The organism is Enterococcus sp. AZ035 (assembly GCF_050548325.1).
GTDB classification, from domain to species: domain Bacteria; phylum Bacillota; class Bacilli; order Lactobacillales; family Enterococcaceae; genus Enterococcus; species Enterococcus faecalis.
This window is the reverse complement of sequence record NZ_CP172958.1, coordinates 1105053-1127812: the sequence shown is the minus strand read 5'-3', so window position 1 is coordinate 1127812 and position 22760 is coordinate 1105053. Positions and strand designations below refer to the sequence as shown.

Genomic DNA, 22760 nt, shown 5'->3' with positions numbered 1-22760 from the left:
GATAGAATTATTTTGTGAAATAATAAAATATTATGATTTTTAAACTTTAGATTGAAGGATTGCCTTATGACTGTAGAATTAAAAAATATTTTAGATTTAGAAAAGTGGGAAAAATTGCAAGAATCATTGGCCTTAAGCACTCGTTTAGCCATTATTTTAGTCGATTATAAAGGTCGTCCTGTGACGAAACATAGTCAAGTTCAACCCTTTTGCCAACTGGTACGTCACTCCCCTGAGCTCTCGAAACTTTGTGAAAAATGTGATGCTCGTGGTGGCTTGGAAGCTGTTCGCACTGGTCAGCCTTTTATCTACCGTTGTCACTTTAACATCGTTGATATGGCCATCCCCATTATTGTTGATGACCAGTATGTAGGAGCCATTATGGCTGGTGAAGTTTTGCTCGAAGATCACCAAGAAGAGTTAGAACAGGTTTTAACCATGAATGATGCCTTCATTCAAGAATTTTTAGTAACACACCAAGAGCTGTATCAACAATACCCTGTTTTAGAACTAGCAGACTTAGAAAAAAGCGCGACATTAATCGCTGATCTAAGCCAATATATTATTTCTGAAGCCATCAAAAAAGATTATTTAATCAATACGTACAAACAATCCTTACAGATTAGTTCGCGAAAAGAAGAGCTGGAGCCATTGAATATGATCCAAAAAGATATTCAACAAACTTTATTAACTGCTCAATTAACTCCTTCAAGTGCCTATCAAACTAAAAATAAGCAATTACAACCGGTTTTAGATGCCCTTTGGGAAAACAAATCGCTGCGTTTAAATTTACAAGAACTGGCAGACCTTGTTCATTTGACACCGACGTATTTAAGTCGTTTATTAAAAGAGGAGTTTGGTATTCCCTTTAGTCAATTTTATCGACAATTAAAAATCACATGGGCTAAACAGCTTCTTTTGGAGACAGATAAAACGATCGCCCAAATCAGTGAAGATTTAGGGTTTGTTGAAGATAGCTATTTTGTCCGGATCTTTAAACAAGAAACGGGTGAAACACCTCTTAAATACCGTAAAAGAAAGAACAGAGCATAAAAAAACAACGACTCCGAGAAGTCGTTGTTTTTTTACACCTTTTGCTCTTGCTGTGGCTAATGCAACAAGTGCAAAAGGCGCATTATATCTGTCGTGCGACAAAGTGATACTATTAAATATGAATTGGTAAACCTAAAGCCAATTCAGCTGTATCCATAGTAATTTCGCCCAATGATGGGTGTGGGTGGATTGTTAAAGCAATGTCCTCTGCATTCATGCCAGATTCAATAGCTAAAGCTAATTCAGAAATCATGTCACTTGCACCGACACCGGCAATTTGTGCACCGATGATGACATTGTCTTCTACAGTTGTAACTAAACGCATGAATCCTTCAGTTTTATCTAAAGAGATTGCACGGCCGTTACCAGCAAATGGGAATTTGTAGCCTTTTGCTTCGATTCCCGCTTCTTTTGCTTCTGCAACAGTCATACCAACGCTTGCCAATTCTGGATCAGTAAAGGCAACAGCTGGCATTGCTTTGTAATCAACTGCAACTTTCTTACCAGAAATTGCTTCAGCAGCAATTTTTGCTTCGTAGCTTGCTTTATGCGCTAACGCAGCACCTGGTACGATGTCGCCGATTGCGAAGATGTTTTTCACGTTAGTACGTCCTTGGTTGTCAACTGGGATTAAACCACGTTCGCCAATTTCAACGCCCGCTTGTTCTAAGCCTAAGTCGTCTGTGTTTGGACGACGTCCAACAGTGACCATTACGTAATCTGCTTCAACACTTTCTTCTTTTCCGTTAACTTCATATTTAACAGTGACGCTATCGCCATTGTCAACAGCTTCTTTAGCCATTGCAGAAGTCACGATTGTTACGTTTTTCTTCTTGAAGTCGTCTGTGACAACTTTAACCATATCTTTTTCATAAGTTGGTAAAATTGATGGGCTACCTTCTAAAATTGTTACTTCTGAACCTAAGTTAGCATAAGCGCCACCTAATTCAGCACCGATGACACCGCCACCGATAATAACGAATTTTTTAGGAACTTCTTTTAAGTTTAAACCGCCTGTAGAATCTAACACGCGTCCGCCAAATTTGAATCCTGGGATTTCAATTGGACGAGAACCTGTTGCTACAATAGCATTATTGAATGAGTAAGTTTGTGCTGAGTCTGGGTGAATAACACGCAATGTATTTTCGTCAACGAAGAATGCTTCGCCTTCAATAATTTCTACTTTGTGTTTTTTCAATAACATGCCAACGCCGCCTGTTAATGATTTAACAACTGTGTTATCTTTCCAGTCTTGTGTTTTTGCAAAGTCTAATTCGACTCCTTTAGCTGTTACACCAAAAGTTGAAGAATCTTGTGCTTCTTGGTAATGATGTCCAGCAGCAATTAAAGCTTTTGAAGGAATACATCCAACGTTTAAACAAACGCCTCCGATGTATTCACGTTCGATAATCGCAACTTTTTGACCCATTTCTGCGGCACGAATTGCGGCAACGTATCCTCCAGGACCAGCTCCGATTACGACTGTATCTAGTTCAATGGCGAAATCTCCTACTACCATTTGTTAATCATCCTTCCATTAATAGTAATTCTGGATCAGCTAATAAGCGTTTAATGTTGTTCATTGCTTTTTGAGCAGTTGCGCCGTCAACGATACGGTGGTCAAAGCTTAATGATAATTTCATCATGCGTCCCACAACGATTTCGCCGTCTGCATTAACAACTGGTTCTTGTGCAATTGTACCAACGCCTAAAATAGCAACTTCAGGGTAGTTGATTACTGGTGTAAACCAGCCGCCACCGACTGAACCAATGTTACTAATTGTGATTGTACCATCACGCATATCTTGTGCAGTTAATTTGCCTTCGATAGCCAATGCTGCTTTTTCGTTGATTTCATCAGCGATAGCAAACATGCTCTTCGTATTAGCATTTTTAACATTTGGTACATATAAGCCATGATCTGTATCAGTAGCGATACCAATGTTAAAGTAATTTTTGTAAACAATTTCTTGTGCTGCGTCATCGATTGATGCATTCAAGATTGGGAATTTTTGAACAGTTGAAGTCAATGCTTTTACAACGTATGGTAAGAATGTTAATTTTGTACCATTTGCAGCAGCAACATCTTTAAATTTCTTACGGTGATCCCATAATTTAGAAACTTCTACTTCATCATGTAATGTTACGTGAGGAGCAGTGTGTTTGCTGTTAACCATTGCTTTAGCAATTGCTTTACGTGTTGGTGTCATTTTTTCACGTGTTTCCATTTCGCCTAAATCAGAAGTAAAGGCTTTTGGCGCTGCTTTAGGTGCTGCTGCTTCCGCTTTAGGTGCTGCTTCTGTTGCGGCAGCTTCAGTAGCTGGTGCTGCTTGGGAGCCACCAGAAACAAAGGCATCAATATCCGCTTTAATGACACGGCCACCTTTACCAGTTGCAGTTACTTGTGTAATATCAACGTCTTTTTCACGCGCATACTGACGAACAGATGGCATTGCTAAAACGCGTTTGTTTGGATCAGCGGCTGCAACTACGCCTGTTGAAGCGGCTGGAGCTGATGCTTCCGCTTTAGGAGCGTCAGTAGCTGGTGCTGCGGCTGCCGGTGCTGCTGAATTATGACCAGGTGCGTCAATTTCAACTAACACGTCACCCACATTGGCAACTGTTCCTTCTGGTACAACGATATTTTTTACAGTACCTGTTACTGGTGATGGAATTTCTTCTACTGATTTGTCATTTTGTACTTCTAATAATGAATCATCTTCATTAATTGTGTCGCCCGCTTTAACGAACCATTTAACGATTTCGCCTTCGGCAATTCCTTCACCGATGTCTGGTAATTTGAATTGGAAAAATCCGCCAGCTGCTTCGGTTGTTGGTACAGCAGCAGGTTGTGCTGGTGTTTGTTCTTGTGCAGGAGCTGCTGGTGCTGCATCGTTATCTTCGTGACCAGGTGCGTCGATTTCGATTAACACGTCACCAACGTTTGCAACTGTTCCTTCTGGTACAACGATATTTTTTACAGTACCTGTTACTGGTGATGGAATTTCTTCCACTGATTTGTCATTTTGTACTTCTAATAACGTATCGTCTTCGTTGATTGTATCGCCAGGTTTCACAAACCATTTAACGATTTCGCCTTCGGCAATCCCTTCACCGATATCCGGTAATTTAAACTGATAAGCCATTTTTTAAGTCTTCCCTTCTTCGTTGGATCTGTCTATTTTCTTAGGAGCAAAACGCGGGGAAACGACTATAGTAGCTGAACATTTCATGCCTATAGCCGTAATCCACCTGTTTAATTCTTCGTTTATCTACTTCGAATAACTATTAAAATTCGACGATTTCTCTAGCTTTTGCTTCGATATCTTTCGCATTTGGTAACCAGATATTTTCTGCTTGTCCGAATGGGAAGATTGTATCTGGAGCAGATACACGTCCGATTGGTGCTTCTAATGATAATACGGCACGTTCAGAAATTTCAGAAACAACCATAGCGCCAACGCCAGCTTGTTTTTGTGCTTCTTGAACGACAACCACACGGCCAGTTTTTTCAACAGAGTTAATAATTGTTTCCACATCTAAAGGAGCCACTGTACGTAAGTCAATGATTTCTGCTGAAATATTGTCTTTCGCTAAGCTATCAGCTGCTTTAATCGCTTCACGAACCATAGCGCCGTAAGTGATGATTGATACGTCTGTTCCTTCACGAGTTACAGCCGCTTTATCTAAAGGCACTTCATAAGCTTCGTCTGGCACTTCCTCACGGAATGAACGGTATAATTTCATGTGCTCTAAGTAGACAACTGGATCGTTGCTACGAATAGATGAAATTAATAGTCCTTTTGCATCGTAAGGGTTTGATGGAATAACAACACGAACACCTGGTGATTGTGCGATTAATCCTTCTAAGTTATCTGAGTGAAGTTCTGGTGTATGAACACCACCACCAAATGGGGCACGAACAGTAATTGGCATATTACGAGTTCCACCCATACGGTAACGCGTACGAGCCATTTGACCAACGATTTCGTCAAATACTTCAAAAACGAAACCAAAGAATTGGATTTCAGGAACTGGACGGTAACCTTGCAAGGCAAGACCGAAAGCCAATCCACCGATACCAGATTCAGCTAAAGGTGTATCGAAGACGCGGTCTTCACCAAATTTTTCTTGTAAACCTTCAGTTGCACGGAAAACCCCACCGTTGTTACCAACGTCTTCACCGAAGATTAAGACATTTTCGTCTTTCTCTAATTCAAGAGCTAAGGCATCTGTAATTGCTTGGATCATAGTTTTTTGTGCCATTTTTATTTCGACTCCTTCGCTTCATAAAATGCAATTTGTTCTTTAATTGTTTGAGGTTGAACTTCAAACATATTTTTCAAGAAATCAGAAACTTTTTGTTTTGGCGCTTTATCCGCTTCTGCAATCGCTACTTTGATTTCTTCTTTTGTTTTTTCAATAATTTCTTCTTCTTTTGCTTCAGACCATAAGCCTTTATCTGTTAGATATTTACGGAAACGAGTCAATGGATCTTTTTGTACCCATTCGTCATCCATTTCTTTTGAACGGTAACGTGTTGGATCGTCTCCAGATAAAGTATGTGGACCATAACGATAAGTTAATGTTTCAATTAAAACTGGACCATTTCCTGCAGCTGACCAATCACGTGCTTCTTTTGCAATTGCGTAAACTGCTAATGGATCCATACCATCAACTTGAATACCAGGAATTCCTGCTGCAACAGCTTTTTGAGCTAAAGTTTTAGCCGCTGTTTGTTTTTCACGAGGTGTAGAAATCGCAAAACCATTGTTTTGGATAATGAAGACACCGTTTGCTTGGTAAGCACCAGCAAAGTTAATTGCTTCATAGAAGTCCCCTTGTGAAGAACCGCCGTCACCAGTATAAGTGAAGACAACATTTTCTTTTCCACGTTTTTTCAATCCTAAAGCAACACCAGCTGCTTGGATGTATTGAGCACCAATGATAATTTGTGGTGGTAATGCATTTAAATCTTCCGCGTAGTAGTTCCCTGCTACGTGACCACGAGACCATAAGAAAGCTTCTCTTAATGGTAAACCATGTTGTACTAATTGAGGTACATCACGGTAACCTGGTAGTAAGTAGTCTTCTTTTTCCATTGCAAATTGACTTGCCAATTGGCTTGCTTCTTGTCCAGCTGTTGGCGCGAAGAATCCTAAGCGTCCTTGACGGTTTAATGCAGTAGAACGTTGGTCTAACACACGAGACCAAACCATGCGTGTCATTAATTCAACTAATTCCTCATCCGATAAATCAGGTACTAAATCTTCATTCACAATTTTTCCATCTTGATCCAAGATTTGGAAAGTTGGGAAATCAGCGTCGACTTTAGCCATTAGCTCTTTAAAGTCAATAGGTTTTTGTTTCTTAGCCTTTGCCATTTTGTCACACAATCCTCTCTATTACGTTTCTTTAATTTCGATAAAAGTAAAACAGAGTGCGAAACTGTATTACTTTTTATCGACTACACTTAACAAATTATCACTAAATTCGAAAAAGCGCAAGAAAAAAACTCTAATTTCTTCATTTTTTCACAAAAGAGCAAAACCGCATGTTTTTGCGGTTTAGTGATAATTTTCACAAACAAGAAAACGGTTTCTGTTCCACACTTCTTCTGTACTATTTTTCTCCTAACTGTTATATTCTATTTTGAAAATATTATATAACAGTTCTATTAATTCGAGCCCCCTCATCCCCGAGCTGGCTAGTAATCTGATTTCCGAACTTTGCGTTTTCATGAAAATTATCTTGAAAAAACCAAAAAATAAAAACCGTCAGCCGAGTAACCTACTCAGCATGCGGTTTTTTATTTTTTAGAGAACAAAGTTTTTTTCGTTAATTTTTATTTTTTTTGGCTCGTTTTTTTGCCAAATACTTTGCCTTAGGTTTTATCACGAACATTCATTGCTTAAAATCACCAAATTTTCGCAAAACGAGTAATACAGCTTAGCAATTTCTTTTCTCTTTCAGTAGATTTTACTAAATCCATTCCTTAGTAATTTTAATATATAAACGTTTAGCTACTTCAACAGTTAACATGTACGCAATGATGATTCCAAAGAACCATGGCCAGTAGTTAGCCGGAAGTTTCACAAAGTCAAAAACCTCTCTTATAGGCGTTGCTACAATCAGGAAACCGAGTAAAATTGCGCCTAAACTACTTAACATCACAGGCATTGACGCACGACTTTGAATGAATGGTATTTTCCGCGTCCGGACCATATGAACAACTAACGTTTGACTAACAAGTCCCACCATAAACCAACCTGTTTGGAATAAATGTTGAGTTGCCAAACTATTGGCGCTAAACACAAACCACATGACAAGATACGTTAGAATATCGAAAATACTACTTACCGGGCCAATACATACTGTAAATTTCGCTAGTCCGTTCGTTTCCCACCGAACAGGGCTTAATAACTCTTCTTCATCGACATTATCCCAAGGAATTGTCAACTGAGCCACATCATAAATCAAATTTTGAATCAAGAGTTGTAAGGAAAGCATTGGTAGAAATGGTAAAAAGGCACTGGCTACTAAAATTGAAAAGACATTCCCAAAATTGGAGCTGATGGTAATTTTAATATATTTCATCATATTGCTAAATACTTTTCGTCCTTCAATCACACCAGATTCCAGTACATTTAAACTTTTTTCCAGTAAAATAATCGAGCTAGCATCTTTAGTAATATCAGCTGCAGTATCTACTGAAATGCCCACATCAGCTTTTCGTAATGCCGGTGCATCATTAATGCCATCCCCCATAAAACCAACCGTATGACCTTTTGCTTGTAGCAATTCAATAATTTTAGATTTTTGCATCGGATTTAATTTGGCAAATAAATTAGTTTCTTCTACTTGCGCCCGCAACTCTTCATCTGTCATTGCTTCAATTTGAGAACCTAATAACACATGGGAAACTTCAATGCCTACATCTTTACAGACTTTTTTGGCGACAATGTCATTATCGCCCGTTAGCACTTTCACGTTGACACCATGTTCATGTAAGGAGCGGATAGCGCTGACGGCTGACTCTTTTGCTGGATCAAGAAAACCCATAAATCCAATCAATGTCATCTCTTTTTCATCTTCAACTGAATAAACTGCTTCTTTGTGGACATCTTTTTTTACAGCTACCGCTAACACACGCATCCCTTGTTTGTTCATTTGAACATTTACTCGGCGTAGTTCTTCTCGTACAGCACTGCTTAATGGTACAATTTCGCCATTAATTTGCGCATGCGTGCACACTTCTTCCATTTCTTCCACGGCGCCTTTCGTAATCATCAATTGATGATCATCTGCATTCACGACAACCGTTAAGCGGCGTCTGGAAAAATCAAAAGGAATTTCATCAATTTTAGTGACATTTTTAAACGGCGTTTTCCATTGATGCTCTTCATAAAAATTAATAACGGCAATATCCATTAAATTTTTCCAACCTGTTTGATAAGAAGAATTTAAGTAGGCTAAATTTAGAACCTCGTCACTCAAATCACCTAATGGATTCAAATGTTGAACCAAAACTACACGATCTTCGGTAATCGTTCCAGTCTTATCTGTACAGAGCACATCCATACCACCCAAATTTTGGATAGCCGCTAATTCTTTAACAATGACTTTATGTTTCGATAAGGATAATGCACCCTTGGCTAAGTTACTCGTAACAATCATTGGCAACATTTCTGGTGTCAAACCAACTGCAACGGCAATCGCGAAGAAAAACGCTTCGCCCCAAGCACCTTTAGTTAAACCATTAATCAAGAAAACGATTGGAAACAAAATCATTACCATTCGTAATAAAAACTTACTGACTTTTGCTAAGCCTAAGTCAAAACTAGTTTTTCCTCGTTGTGTTGTAGCATTTTTAGCAATATCACCAAAAAATGTATGTTGCCCAGTTTTTAAAATAATCGCTTTTCCTTGTCCACTCAAGACATCTGTGCCCATAAACACTAGGTCTTGCATATCTAATGCAGAAACCTCTGTTTGTTGACGATCCACACCTGCATCCACAAATTTTTCGACAGGCATGGATTCGCCTGTTAGCGACGATTGATTAACGAATAAATCTTTGGTCCAAATCAACACGGCATCTGCAGGAATCATGTCTCCTGTAGCTAAAGTTACAATGTCTCCTGGAACAATTTCGTCCATTGGAATTTCTTTCGTAATTCCTTCCCGTGTCACTGCAGCGGTGTTTTCAATTAATTCTTTTAAATCCAAACTCGCTTTTTGAGAACGATATTCTTGTATAAAAGCAATCAAGACACTGGCTAAAATCATCACGCCCATCACGATAGCGGCTTCGAAATCTTTCGTTAATGTTGAAACGACCATCAATAAGGCTAAGACATAGACAAACGGATCTTTGAATGCACTTAAAAATAAAATAATTGCTGGGGTTGGCTTTTGTGCAGAAACTTCGTTTGGTCCAAATTCCTCTAATCTTTTTTCGGCATCTTCATTCGAGAGTCCTTTTTCAGATGTCCGTAATTCCATCATTAATTCCCGTTCAGAAAGCAAAGCCAATTTACGTAATTCTTGATCTTTGGTTGCTTTTCTCATATCCATTGTTTTTTTGTTCATCATTTTCTTTTCCTCCAAGGTTGTGGTCACCTGCCGAAAAGAGCGCTAAAATCTTCTCCTTTCATTGGTGACTGTATTTTGTTTCTCTGTTCACTTCCAGGGTCTTCCATGACAGTCATCCTTTCTTTTTCTTATTTATACTTCCAGTGAATAATTGCTTTTTTGCCAAACACACAAAAAAGGACCTACTCAACAATAGAGTACGTCCCAAAATACCATCTTTAAATAAGATTCTCTATCGTTGAGCTTTAGCACTATAGGGCGTAGATAACATGTATCAGCTACATTATGAATAACCTTCACGATTATTCCTGTTCAACCAACTAAGGGTCTCTCGATCCTTTCGCGGCAGCAGCATTTGTCCAAATAGGAGCCTCACCTAACAATTATTCAGTTTTTATCCACTTCTTATAATAGAGGAGTTTGACATTCTTGTCAAAAGATTTATGACTTTTTTGTTATAAATAAAAAATAACTACTTTAAAATTTCCTTTATTTCTGCTTTTCGCTCAGGAATAAACCACATGACTAAAACAATCGTATCAATAATCAGGACAGCGATTGGTGCTACCAGTTTACCCACAATCAACGCAATAATATTCAACACAATCGAAAGCGTTAATTTTGGATAGTGGCCAAACAAACGTTGTACTTCGGATTTGGGCCCATTTGCCTGAATCAATGCCCGCACCACTAGATAATAAGCAACATCAGCTCCTAATACTACTAAGCCATACAAAGCTTGTGGCGGCCAAGAAAACGGATGTTCACCTACCCAACCAGTAACAAACGGGAAAAACGTCAACGTCAAAATTAGAAAATTATTCATCCAAAGGACACGTCCATCAATTTTACGGACACTTTGAAATAAATGATGATGATTGTTCCAATAAATCAATAAAGTAACAAAACTAATTAAATAAATAATGATTTTGTGTCCAGATTGAGTCAGAGCAGACCAATCTGCTTTTTCAGGAATTTTTAATTCTAAAATTAATAACGTTAAAATAATCGCAATGACTGCATCTGTAAATGCTTCTACACGTGTTTTCGGCATCATTTCCCCCTACTTTCATAAAAATTAAATAACTTACCCAAAGTAAGTATAACGCATTTCTGTAAAAATTCAATTATTTATGAAGTCTCTCGGTTGTTGAAGTTCCTAAAAACGAGTGCAAGAGCCCCACTTAAAAGTAAGCCTCTTGCACTCGTTATAGAACAAATCAGTTATTGGAAGACGCCTGCCTGATAAGGTGCTAACTGCATCCGTTTCTTCACCGTAAAATCTTGATTCCCTAATAATTGTTGCCACTTTCTGCCTAGTAATTTATTCGGCAAGTCAAATTGGCACTTTTCTCCACTTAAATTGACAATCACTAACGCTGTTGCCTCAGTTGTTTTTCTTAAAAAAGCAAAAACAGACGGATGATTGGGCGCTAATAGTTCAAACTGTCCATCTGTAAAGACCGGATTGTCTTTCCGCAACGCAATTAACTTTTTATAATAATTCAATACGGATTGCGCATCCGTTTCTTGGTCAGCCACATTTATTTCTTTGAAATTGGGATGAATTGCTAACCACGGATGCCCCGAGGTGAATGAACTTGCCTCTTGACTCGTCCACTGCATAGGCGTACGCGAATGGTCCCGCGTCCAATGCGCCACTTCTTTTAATGCTTGTTTCGCATCGTAGCCACTTTCTATAAGCAAACGATAATGGTTATGAGAATCTTTAGCATCTAACTCGTCAATCTGTTGAAACGGATAATTAACCATGCCGATTTCCTGTCCTTGATAAATAAACGGTGTTCCTCGCAAGAGCAAGGCGATTGTTCCAATCGCCTTAGCAGAATGAGAGGTTTCATTGCCTAAAATTGAATTGATTCTGGGATTATCATGATTTTCTACATATAATGCATTCCAGCCTTCTGTCCCTAAATGCTTTTGCCAGCGAGCCATTACTTTTTTATAGCCTAAAATATTTAACCGTTCTTCTCCTGGCTTTCCTTCTCGAACATTGTGCTCTAATTCAAAAATCATATTCAGATAGCCCGCATCATTGGTCCATTCCACCGCTTTTTTACTTGAAACGCCACTAGCTTCCCCCACTGTCATGATGTCATACTCAGCAAAAATAGCTTTCAAATCCAGCATATAGTCTTCAATGCCTTTTACATTCATAAATGGAGCCCACGGATTCGTGGTAATTTTAAAATCCCAAGGTTCTTTTTGGATATGACTAATCGCATCCAATCGGAAACCATCAATTCCCAAATCTAACCACCAGCGAATCATCGCATAAATCTCTTCACGAACTTTAGGATTTTTCCAGTTCAAATCAGGTTGCTCTTTTGCAAACACATGAAAATATGCTTGCTTTGTACCTTCGTCATACGTCCAAGTCGAGCCACCAAAAAAGCTTTGCCATTCATTCGGCATACGATCTGGTGTCGCATCGGCCCATAAATAATACTCACGATACGGATTATCTAAACTTTTTTTCGCTTCAACAAACCACGGATGTTGATCACTGGTATGATTGACCACTAAATCAAGAATAATCTTCAAACCTAATTGATGCGCTTGGTCCAAAAGTTCTTGAAAATCTTCCATCGTACCAAACTCTGGCTGAATCCCTTGATAATCCGCAATATCATAACCATTGTCAACGTTTGGCGAAGTGTAAATCGGATTTAACCATAAAAAATCGACCCCTAGTTCTTTTAAATACGGTAATTTCTCAATAATTCCCTGCAAATCACCAATGCCATCCCCGTTGCTATCTTTAAAACTCCGAGGATAAATTTGATAACCGACAGCATTTTTCCACCATTGGTCCATCTTATTGACTCACTTTCACAACAAATGCTTGCCAAGGCGCTAACGAATAGTCTGCTAAAGCAGTGACATCTGTCGGCATATTTTCAATCATTACTTGTTCTACAGAAACGTCTGCAGAAAATGGCTGAACTTTGTCAGAAAAGTTCGTTACAACAAGCCAGCGTTCCTCACCATAGGTACGATAAAAACTGATCACTTCCTCCACTGTTTCCAGCAATTCAAAGTTGCCCCAAACGATTAAAGGATGTTCTTTTCTCAAACGAATCATTTCTTGGTACGTATAGAATAGTGAATTTTTATCTGCCAAAGCAGCAGCGACGTTAATCGTTTGATAATTGGGATTAACATCAATCCAAGGTGTACCAGTCGTAAAGCCCGCATTTTTTTCAGCGGTCCACTGCATAGGCCGGCGTGCATTATCACGACCTTTAGTATTAATTTTCAGCAAAATTTCTTCTTTAGAATATCCTTTTTCTAGATACTCATGGTACATGTTAATCGTTTCGATGTCCCGCGCTTCACGAATATCTGTAATCGGCGTATTGGTCATACCAATTTCTTCCCCTTGATAAATATAAGGTGTGCCTTTCATCATGTGCAGTAAAATAGCGAATAACTTACTACTTTCCAACCAATATTCCTGATCATTTCCCCAACGTGAAATCATTCTCGGTAAATCATGGTTATTCCAAAATAAAGAATTCCAGCCATCATTTCCTAATTCTGTTTGCCATTTTGCAAAAACCTGTTTCAACTTGGCAACTTCCATTGGCTGAAGGTCCCATTTTTCTTTACCTGGTTGTTGATCCAAGCTCATATGTTCAAACTGAAAAATCATAGATAATTCATGACGCTCTGGACTAGAGTACATTTTTGCAATCTCAGGTGTGGCCCCCCATGTTTCACCTACAGTTAACAGCTCTTTGCCGCCAAATGTCGCGGCGTTCATTTCTTGTAAATAACGATGTAAATGAGGCCCATTCGCGGTGATCTCTTCTCCTGGAATTTTACCCACTAAGTCAATTACATCTAAACGGAAACCGCCAATTCCTTTATCAATCCAAAAATTCATCATCTCGTAAACCGACTGACGCATTTGTTGGTTTTCCCAATTTAAATCTGGTTGTTTTTTACTAAACAAATGCAAATAGTATTGCCCACTCGCTTCATCAAACGTCCACGCCGAACCCGAAAAGGCAGATTTCAATCGGTTAGGCGCACCGCCATCTGAAGCAGGATCAGCCCATACATAATAGTCTCGGTAGGGGTTCTCCTTGCTTTTTTTCGCTTCAATAAACCAACGATGTTCATCTGACGTATGGTTAACCACTAAGTCCATAATAATTTCAATCTTTCGCTTTTTCGCTTCCTCAATTAGACGATCCATATCCGCCATCGTCCCAAACTCTGTCATAATCGCTTCATAATCAGAAATGTCATAACCATTGTCATCATTGGGTGATTGATAAACTGGTGATAACCAAATAGCCCCAATGCCTAACGTTTCCAAATAATCCAATTTTTCAATAATTCCTGGTAAATCTCCAATGCCATCTCCATTGCTATCCTTAAAACTGCGAGGATAAATCTGATAAACCACGACTTCTTGCCACCAATGTTTTTCCATTCTTCTTCACATTCCTTTGCTTAATTATTATGCTTGATATAAAAGAAAACCTTTTGGTAAAACCATTATCTGTTCTGAAGCAATTTCGATAGAAGAACTTAGCAAAACTTCTCGATCAGTTCTATCGACAAATTGTGTCTCTTGGCCAGTATTAAAAATCCCATAAATCGTCTGTTCCTCCAAACGACAAGCGAGTCTAATCAACCCCGTTTCAAAAGAAGTTCCTGTCCAATCGATTGTTCCACCAGAAAAAACAGCCGCATACTTTTTGCGAAGGGCAATCAATGATTTTACAAATTCCTTCAAATCCAAATCTTGCTGATTTTCCTCCCAAACCATACAACGACGACAATCAGGATCCATATCACCTGTCATACCAATTTCATCACCATAGTAAAGACAAGGGACACCTGGTTGAATATACGTAAACGCTAATACTTGGCGCATCAGCTCTTTATCCTCTTTCGTTTCATGCAATAAGCGTGGTGTATCGTGGGAATCTAAAACATTAAACTGCATTTGATTCGTTTGTTGTCGATAGAGCATTAACTGGTTGTTCATTTCAGAAAGCATCTTTTCCAAGGACAGTTCTTGCTTGACAAAGTAGCCCATAATCGCATCTGTGTATGCATAATTCATCACTGCATGAAATTCGTCTCCTTGGAGCCAGCTTTGCGACGAGTGCCAAATTTCTCCTAAAATATAAAAATCTTCTTTTGCGTCATCACATGTTTGCCGGAATTTTTTCCAGAACGCATGATCCACTTCGTTTGCCACATCTAAACGCCAGGCGTCAATATCATATTCCTCAATCCAATAACGAGCAATTTCTAAAAGATAGGCTTGCACTTCTGGATTTGCTGTATTTAATTTAGGCATATGCGGAGTGAATGCAAAAGTATCATAGGTAATGTTGCTTGCTTCTTCAAAATCAGCACTTTCTTCATAGCTAGCTGGAAACTCATTTACGTGGAACCAATCGGCATAAATTGAGTCCTGGCCATTTTTTAACACATCTTGCCATTGAGGCGAAGTGTCCCCCATATGGTTAAAAACGGCGTCCAACATAATCTTGATGCCCCGTCGATGACACTCTTCGACTAAACGCTTAAAGGTAGCACCATCACCAAAAGCTGGGTCAATTTTTAAATAATCAATCGTATCATATTTGTGATTAGAAAACGCTTCAAAAATTGGGCAAAAATATAAGCCGTTAACACCTAAATCTTCAATGTAATCAAGATGATCTAGCACCCCTTGCAAATCCCCACCAAAAAAATCTTGTCGATCTGGTCTTTTAGATCCCCACGGCAACGTCCCTTCAGGATCATTGGCGAGATCACCATTTGCAAAACGCTCTGGAAATATTTGATACCAAACCGTTTCTTTTACCCATTCAGGTGCTTTAAAACGATCGATTTCATGAAAATACGGCATCCGAAAATAATTATTCGCCATCTCTAAATACTTTTCTTCTAAAGGATAAATGCCGTGTTCGCCATAAAACGCCCTCAAACCATCCGCCCCTACTAAAGTAAAAGCATATGAAAGGCGTTTAAATTTTGCACTTAATGCAATAAACCAGTAATCATATAACTCCGTAGATACTAACTTCTCCATGGTTAACGACTGTTGGTACCACTTTTCTTTCCCTAAAAGATAAGGATCTCCTTGCACTAATTGGACAGAGGCAATGTCGCCTTTTGCCGTACGCAAACGAATATGCATGGTTTCTTCTGTATAAAGATAAGCAAATTCACTTTCTGGACGATGGTAGATTGCAGCAGTGTTCATTTAATTCTCTCCTTTAATTGTCGCTTTTCGTGTATTTTCTAATACTCGAACACATTTTAGCGCAAACGATTGCATTTGTATACCCTTTTTTATTTTTTTATTTAAAATGCTCAATTAGTGGTATACACCACTTTAAATAAACAGTATGTTATTTATAACAAAAAAACTTTTTTAACTTTCTCGATGAAAAACACTTGATTATTTCCGCAATCGGTTGCATAATAAGACTTGTAAAAAATAATTTTTGGAGGGTTCAAAAATGAAAGCGAATTGGAAAAAGATTTTAATGGGCGGTATCCTTTTAAGTGCTTCCGCGGTTTTACTTACTGCCTGTGGTGGCGCAGAAAAAACGAAAGCTGAAAATGAAAGCGGTTCAGCAAATAAAGCAGCTGGTGACGTAAAATTATGGGTTGATACTGAATATATGGGCGTCTTTAAAAAAGTTGTCGCCGATTTTGAAAAAGAAAACCCCGATATTAAAGTTAACTTAACTGCTGGAAATTCGGCAGATGCTAAAAAAGACATTGCAAAAGATCCTAAAGCTGCCGCAGATGTTTTCATGATGCCACATGATCAAATTGGTCAAATGGCAGAAGCTGGTCTGATTTACCCTAACACAAAATATGAAAAAGAAGTCAAAGAAAACAATATCGACTCGGCAGTCGCAGGAGTCACTTGGAAAGACAAAGTCTATGCCTACCCTTATGCCGTAGAGTCACAAGTTCTTTATTATAACAAAGATACGTATTCTCCAGAGGAAATTAAAACTTGGAAGTCTTTAACTGAAAAAGGCAAAATCGGTACCAATTTTGGCGAAGATGGCGCAAATTATATCTTCGGTCCTCTATTTATGAGTAACGGCGATTACTTATATGGTGAAAATGGCGAAGATCCGAAAGGTACCAACTTTAACAACCAACAAGGTATAGAAGTATTACAATGGATTGCCGATCAAAAAAATAATCCTGGTGTGATCCAATCAAATACAGAAGCATTGTCTAATCTAGGTTCTGGCAAAACGGATGCCTTCCTTTCTGGTCCTTGGTCTAAAAACGATGTAGAAAAAGCTCTTGGCGACAAAATGGGGGCCGCTGCCTACCCAACCATTGATTTTGGCAATGGAGAAAAACAAATGAAAGCTTTCTTGGGCGTTCGTAGTTTTGCTGTCAACCAACAAACACAAGCACCATTGGCCGCAATGACATTAGCAAACTATTTAACAAGTGAAAAAGCACAAATGACTTACTTCAAAGAAATCGGTTTTGTCCCCTCAAACAAAAAATTACAAACAAACGAAGAAATTACACAAGATACTGTTGCAAAAGCTATCTTAGAAATGGCGCAACCAACCCACTCTGTGGTAATGCCAAAAATCCCAGAAATCGTTTCATTCTGGCCTGCGATGGATGCAGTGATCAATGATACGTACAAAGGCAATATCAAACCTGCGGATTATCAAGCAAAATTAGATAAATTAGTCCAAGACACATCAAAAGAAGCAAAAGAATAAAAAGAGTAAAGAAATGGGACGAGCTTCAATCTGCTGTCCCATTTCCTCTATCTTTTTTATTTAAGTAGAAAGTGAGTGAACGAAGATGTTCAAGAAAAAGAAAGCCCAGACGTCATTTCGAGAGGTCTTTAAAAAAGGCGACTTCGCTACAAAACTATCTTTTTTAGTTATGGGTGCTGCAAACTTCGCCAACAAGCAGTGGTTAAAGGGAATCATCTTTTTAACAGCTGAAATTGGCTTTATCTATTGGTTAATCCGTAATGGTTTCCACGCATTAATGATGCTAGGAACACTAGGGACCCAACAGCAAGGATTAGTATATGATGATTCTTTAGGGATTGAAGTTCTAAAAGAAGGCGATAATTCAATGCTCTTATTATTATTCGGAATTGCAGCAATTTTAGTCTGTTTATCGCTAATCATTTTATATGTAATCAATTTAAAAAGCGCCCGTCACCTATATGAATTAAAGACAGCCGGCAAAAAAATTCCAACAACTATGGATGATTTACGCAGCTTGTTAAACGAACGTTTCCATGCAACTTTAATGACGATCCCCTTACTAGGCGTTCTTTTCTTTACCATCTTGCCGTTGTTATATATGATTTCAATTGCTTTTACCAACTACGACCATAACCATTTACCACCGAAAAACCTTTTTACTTGGGTTGGATTGGCAAATCTAGGTAATGTAGTCACAGGCGATATGGCTTCAACGTTCTTTCCAGTACTTGGCTGGACCTTGATTTGGGCTGTTTTCGCAACCGCAACTTGTTTCTTTTTTGGAATCATTTTAGCCTTGCTTATCAATACAAAAGGCTTAAAATATAAAGCGTTTTGGCGGACTATTTTTGTTATCACGATGGCCGTACCTCCGTTTGTTTCACTTTTAATTATGCGAAACCTCTTAAATGGTTCTGGACCTATCAATGCTCTGTTGTTAAATTGGGGCTTAATCGATTCTTCTATCCCCTTCTTAACAGATCCGAATTGGGCAAAATTAACCATTATTGTTGTCAATATGTGGATTGGTATTCCTGCTACGATGTTAATCTCTACAGGGATTATCCAAAACCTTCCTGAAGATCAAATCGAAGCAGCTAGAATTGACGGTGCCAATAAATGGCAAATTTTTAAAAGTATTACGTTTCCACAAATTCTATTTGTGATGACCCCAGCGCTGATTCAACAGTTTATTGGCAACATCAATAACTTCAATGTCATTTATCTATTAACAGGTGGTGGGCCAGCCAATTCTAACTTCTACGGTGCAGGCTCAACTGACCTTTTAGTTACCTGGCTATACAAATTGACTGTCGATACAATGGATTACAATTTAGCCTCTGTGATTGGTATTTTAATCTTCATTCTCTCCGCAGTCTTCAGTTTAATTGCCTATACACGTACGAATTCATTTAAGGAGGCGTAACTTATGGCTAAAGCAAAAAGTTACCAGAAAAAACAACGCACTGCACTTACCAGCGTTTACATCATTCTAACCATTTTAGCAGTTTTTTGGATGTTCCCCATTGTGTGGATTATCTTAACAAGTTTTCGTGGCGAAGGCGGTGCATTTGTTCCCTATATCATTCCCAAAACATTCACTTTAGAAAATTATAAAGTATTATTAACAAATCAGACTGGCAACTTCCCCTTTGTCCGTTGGTTTTTGAACACCTTGTTCGTTTCCATCGCAAGCTGTCTGTTATCAACTTTCATTACAATCGCAATGGCTTATGCGCTGTCACGGTTGCGTTTCCGCTTAAGAAAACCATTTTTAAAAGTGGCGCTCGTTTTAAATATGTTCCCTGGTTTTATGAGTATGATTGCCGTTTACTATATTTTAAAAGCCTTAAATTTAACTGAAAGTTTATTCGCTTTAATTCTGGTTTACTCTGCAGGCTCGGCGCTAGGTTTTTACATCGCCAAAGGTTTCTTCGACACCATTCCGATGGCTTTAGACGAATCGGCTATGATTGACGGTGCCAACAAGTGGCAAATTTTCACAAAAATTACGTTGCCATTGTCGAAACCAATTATTGTCTATACTTCTTTAACCGCCTTCATGGGCCCTTGGATGGATTTTATTTTCGCAAAAGTTATTATGGGTGATAAAGTTGAAAATTACACCGTTGCGATTGGTCTCTTTTCGATGATGACCAAATCAACAGCCAATTCACTATTCATGGCTTTTACAGCAGGATGTGTGCTGATTGCCATTCCAATTACTATTTTATTTATATTAATGCAACGTTTCTATGTAGAAGGCGTGACTTCTGGCTCTGTCAAAGGCTAGAAAAAACATCGTTTGGTTTATAGCCAAACGATGTTTTTTATTTTTTGGCGTTGTTTTCCTTACACGTTTTTCTTCGTAGCGCTTGATAATTGGACAAAATTTTCATGACCGCCAAAAAGTGTTGATTGACCTCTTGATAATCCTCTAAGGAAAGAACACTAAGCGTTTCAGATAGTTGCTGTTTTACTTGATTTTCTTTTTGCTTAAAGAGCTTCTCGCCTTCTTTTGTCGTATAAACATTAACCACGCGGCGATTTTCTTGATTATGGCGACGTTGAACAATCGCTCGTTCTTCTAACCCCGCAATAGAGCGACTCACTTGAACTTTCGACGTTCCTACTTGGTTGGCTAACTCCGTCATACTAATTCCTTCATTTGTTGCCACAATTAATAAAATTAACATGTCTAACTTGGTTAATTTTAGATCCTCCAAGTCTAGGTCTTTAAAAAGCAATTGGCTCATATATGAAAAAATTTCAGTAAAGACACTAATATCTAAATTTGATGAATGCTTCTCTTTATCCATATGTTCTCCCTCGTTTCCCACCTAGTGTATACTAAATTCACTTGATTATCAAATGGTAATGATTGATTTTTGTTAACTATTATGTTACGTTATACACTAACTTAAGGTTGTATTGTTGATAAATTGGAAGAAGGATGCGAAAAATATGCTAGAACTCAAAGAGATAAAAAAATATTATACTGTCGGCGGAACGACCACTAAAGCTTTAGATGGCGTCTCTGTCGCTTTTCGAAAACAAGAATTTGTAGCCATTCTGGGTCCCAGCGGCTCTGGTAAAACGACGATGTTGAATGTGATTGGCGGATTGGACAATTACGATTCTGGTGACTTAATCATTAACGGCAAATCAACAAAAAATTTTAAAGAAGCCGACTGGGATGCTTATCGGAATAACTCAATTGGTTTTATTTTTCAAAGTTACAACTTAATTAGTCATCAAGGGATTTTGGATAATGTCGAGCTTGGTATGACACTGAGTGGTATTTCAAAAGCAGAAAGACGCCAAAAAGCCGAAGATGCACTCATCCGTGTCGGTTTGAAGGACCATATCCATAAAAAACCTTCCCAATTATCTGGCGGTCAAATGCAACGGGTTGCCATTGCTCGTGCTTTAGCTAATGATCCCGATATTTTACTTTGTGATGAACCAACTGGTGCATTGGATTCAGAAACCAGTCTGCAAATTATGGCACTTATCCAAGAACTTTCGAAAGAAAAATTAGTTATTATGGTGACCCACAATCCTGAATTAGCTCACGAATACGCTGATCGAATTATTGAATTTTCAGATGGCCAAATTCGTCATGACTCGCGTCCTCATATTGAACATGAAAAAAAAGAACCTTTCGAATTGAAACGCACCAAAATGAAATTCACGACTGCGCTGCGTTTATCTTTTAATAATATCCGCACTAAAAAAGGGCGAACTTTTTTAACCGCCTTTGCTTCAAGTATCGGAATTATCAGTATTGCGATTGTCCTTTCTCTTTCAACAGGATTCCAGAAACAAATTGATAAAACTCAGTCGGAAACGTTAGCGCAATTTCCGATTACCATTTCTAAAATAGCGACCGATCAAGATCCAGAAAGTTTCAATAATCAGGACAAAAAAGGCACCTTCCCGAAAGAAAAAGAAGTGACTGCTAAAATTAGCGATGCGGACCGTGCGCAACACACGAATTTAATTGATCAAAAGTTTATTGACTATGTCAATCACATTGATCCTGAATTAAGTAATAATATCGGCTATACTCGTCTAGTCAATATGAACTTATTAAGAGAAATCAACGGGAAAGCACAAGCTGTCAAATTTTCAAACGATGCACCCGACGGCCAATCAAACGCGATGGCTTCTATGATGGCTGCCCAAACTGGTGTCGGCGTTTCTGCTTTTCCTAAACAACTAGAAAATGGAAAAAACAATTTCTTAAAAGACAATTACTCGTTGCTTGAAGGAAATTATCCAGAAAAAGAAACCGATGTCGTTTTAATCGTCGATAGTAACAATACCACCAATATTAATGCTTTAAAAAATCTTGGCTTTGACGTGAAAGATAATCAAAAGATTGCCTTTTCAGACATTGTTGGCACAAAAATGAAATTAGCCAATAATAATGCATTTTACACCAAATTACCGACAGGCAACTTCATTCCTAACCAAGATTTGCAAGCTGTTTACGATAACCCAGAAAATACTGAATTAACAATTTCAGGGATTTTGCGAATTAAAGATTCTTCAACAATGAATCTATTAGCACCTGGAATTGCTTATAGCGATGCACTTTCAACTAATATGATTGCCAAAAACAAAACCTCTGACATTGTTAAAGCGCAAGAAGCCAGCAACACTAACGTTATGACTAACGAAACATTAGATGCTTCCGCGAAAGAAAACCTGTTGTCTTATTTAGGAGCGAACGAAATCCCTTCAAGTATTATGATTTATCCAAACGATTTCAAATCAAAAGATAAAATTCTTGATTATTTAGATGCTTATAACAAAGGAAAAGATAAAAAAGACCAAATCATCTATTCTGATTTAGCTGGAACAATGACCCGCTTAACAGGTGGTTTAATGGATGCCATCACCTATGTGCTGATTGCATTTGCTGGGATTTCCCTTGTTACAAGTATGATTATGATTGGGATTATCACCTATACTTCTGTCATTGAGCGGACCAAAGAAATCGGTATCCTGAAAGCGTTAGGAGCTCGTAAAAAAGATATTACCCGGGTGTTCGATGCCGAAACTGCTATTTTAGGCGTTGCCTCTGGTATTCTTGGTGTTGTGATTGCCTTTCTCGCAACATTTCCGATCAATGCAGTGCTCTATAACCTGACTGATTTAGAAAATGTTGCCACCTTAAATCCAATTCACGGGATTATTTTGATTGTAATTAGCACAATCTTAACCATGATTGGTGGCCATATCCCTGCCCGAATGGCAGCGAAAAAAGATGCGGCAGTTGCTTTACGTGCAGAATAAATAACAAAAAATAATCCTTTAATTTCTCTTAAAGGA

At 38.4% G+C, this 22760-nt stretch carries 15 protein-coding genes and 1 riboswitch; of the genes, 5 read left to right on the top strand and 10 right to left on the bottom strand.

What is annotated here, in order from left to right; genetic code table 11:
• Positions 1-66 precede the first annotated feature (66 nt).
• Positions 67-1053 carry a PocR ligand-binding domain-containing protein gene (locus IGL32_RS05465; protein WP_002382271.1) on the top strand — a complete coding sequence of 329 codons (987 nt, stop codon included), beginning with the start codon at positions 67-69 and terminating at the stop codon, positions 1051-1053.
• Between the two features lie 112 nt (positions 1054-1165).
• Here the strand turns inward: IGL32_RS05465 and lpdA are convergent, their stop codons facing one another.
• From lpdA to IGL32_RS05420, 9 genes are all read right to left on the bottom strand, one after another.
• Complete coding sequence (gene lpdA / locus IGL32_RS05460; protein WP_002357765.1) at positions 1166-2572, bottom strand: dihydrolipoyl dehydrogenase; 1407 nt, start codon at positions 2570-2572, stop codon at positions 1166-1168.
• Between the two features lie 7 nt (positions 2573-2579).
• Positions 2580-4199, bottom strand: coding sequence for a dihydrolipoyllysine-residue acetyltransferase (locus IGL32_RS05455; protein ID WP_002357766.1), 1620 nt, complete (start codon positions 4197-4199; stop codon positions 2580-2582).
• Positions 4200-4341: 142 nt separating this feature from the next.
• Entirely contained in the window at positions 4342-5319 is a 978-nt protein-coding gene (locus IGL32_RS05450) for an alpha-ketoacid dehydrogenase subunit beta (RefSeq protein WP_002357767.1), read from the bottom strand.
• Between the two features lie 2 nt (positions 5320-5321).
• A complete protein-coding gene (pdhA, locus tag IGL32_RS05445; RefSeq protein ID WP_002357768.1) occupies positions 5322-6437 on the bottom strand; it encodes a pyruvate dehydrogenase (acetyl-transferring) E1 component subunit alpha in 1116 nt (371 codons plus the stop codon).
• A gap of 598 nt (positions 6438-7035) precedes the next feature.
• On the bottom strand, positions 7036-9648 hold the full coding sequence (gene mgtA, locus IGL32_RS05440) for a magnesium-translocating P-type ATPase (protein ID WP_002413922.1): 2613 nt from the start codon (positions 9646-9648) through the stop codon (positions 7036-7038).
• A gap of 223 nt (positions 9649-9871) precedes the next feature.
• Positions 9872-10039, bottom strand: a riboswitch (M-box (ykoK) riboswitch).
• Between the two features lie 81 nt (positions 10040-10120).
• Positions 10121-10702 carry a TMEM175 family protein gene (locus IGL32_RS05435; RefSeq protein ID WP_002407466.1) on the bottom strand — a complete coding sequence of 194 codons (582 nt, stop codon included), beginning with the start codon at positions 10700-10702 and terminating at the stop codon, positions 10121-10123.
• 170 nt (positions 10703-10872) lie between these two features.
• Entirely contained in the window at positions 10873-12486 is a 1614-nt protein-coding gene (locus IGL32_RS05430; RefSeq protein ID WP_002379400.1) for a glycoside hydrolase family 13 protein, read from the bottom strand.
• A gap of 1 nt (position 12487) precedes the next feature.
• Complete coding sequence (locus IGL32_RS05425; RefSeq protein WP_002379399.1) at positions 12488-14113, bottom strand: glycoside hydrolase family 13 protein; 1626 nt, start codon at positions 14111-14113, stop codon at positions 12488-12490.
• 27 nt (positions 14114-14140) lie between these two features.
• Entirely contained in the window at positions 14141-15907 is a 1767-nt protein-coding gene (locus tag IGL32_RS05420; protein ID WP_002379398.1) for a glycoside hydrolase family 13 protein, read from the bottom strand.
• 259 nt (positions 15908-16166) lie between these two features.
• Here IGL32_RS05420 and IGL32_RS05415 point away from each other — a divergent pair, with 259 nt between their 5' ends.
• The 3 genes from IGL32_RS05415 to IGL32_RS05405 all read left to right on the top strand — a co-directional run bounded on the left by IGL32_RS05415 (position 16167) and on the right by IGL32_RS05405 (position 19713).
• A complete protein-coding gene (locus IGL32_RS05415; RefSeq protein WP_002382263.1) occupies positions 16167-17417 on the top strand; it encodes an extracellular solute-binding protein in 1251 nt (416 codons plus the stop codon).
• Between the two features lie 85 nt (positions 17418-17502).
• Positions 17503-18846, top strand: a complete 1344-nt coding sequence (locus IGL32_RS05410) for a carbohydrate ABC transporter permease (protein ID WP_156210050.1) — start codon at positions 17503-17505, stop codon at positions 18844-18846.
• A 3-nt stretch (positions 18847-18849) separates the two neighbouring features.
• Positions 18850-19713: a sugar ABC transporter permease gene (locus tag IGL32_RS05405; RefSeq protein WP_002360454.1), complete on the top strand. Its 864-nt coding sequence runs from the start codon at positions 18850-18852 to the stop codon at positions 19711-19713.
• A gap of 37 nt (positions 19714-19750) precedes the next feature.
• On the opposite strand, the gene IGL32_RS05400 is transcribed toward IGL32_RS05405, so the two are convergent.
• A complete protein-coding gene (locus tag IGL32_RS05400) occupies positions 19751-20260 on the bottom strand; it encodes a MarR family winged helix-turn-helix transcriptional regulator (RefSeq protein WP_002365578.1) in 510 nt (169 codons plus the stop codon).
• A gap of 124 nt (positions 20261-20384) precedes the next feature.
• On the opposite strand from IGL32_RS05400, the gene IGL32_RS05395 reads away from it, so the two are divergent.
• Entirely contained in the window at positions 20385-22724 is a 2340-nt protein-coding gene (locus IGL32_RS05395; protein WP_002360456.1) for an ATP-binding cassette domain-containing protein, read from the top strand.
• Positions 22725-22760 lie beyond the last annotated feature (36 nt).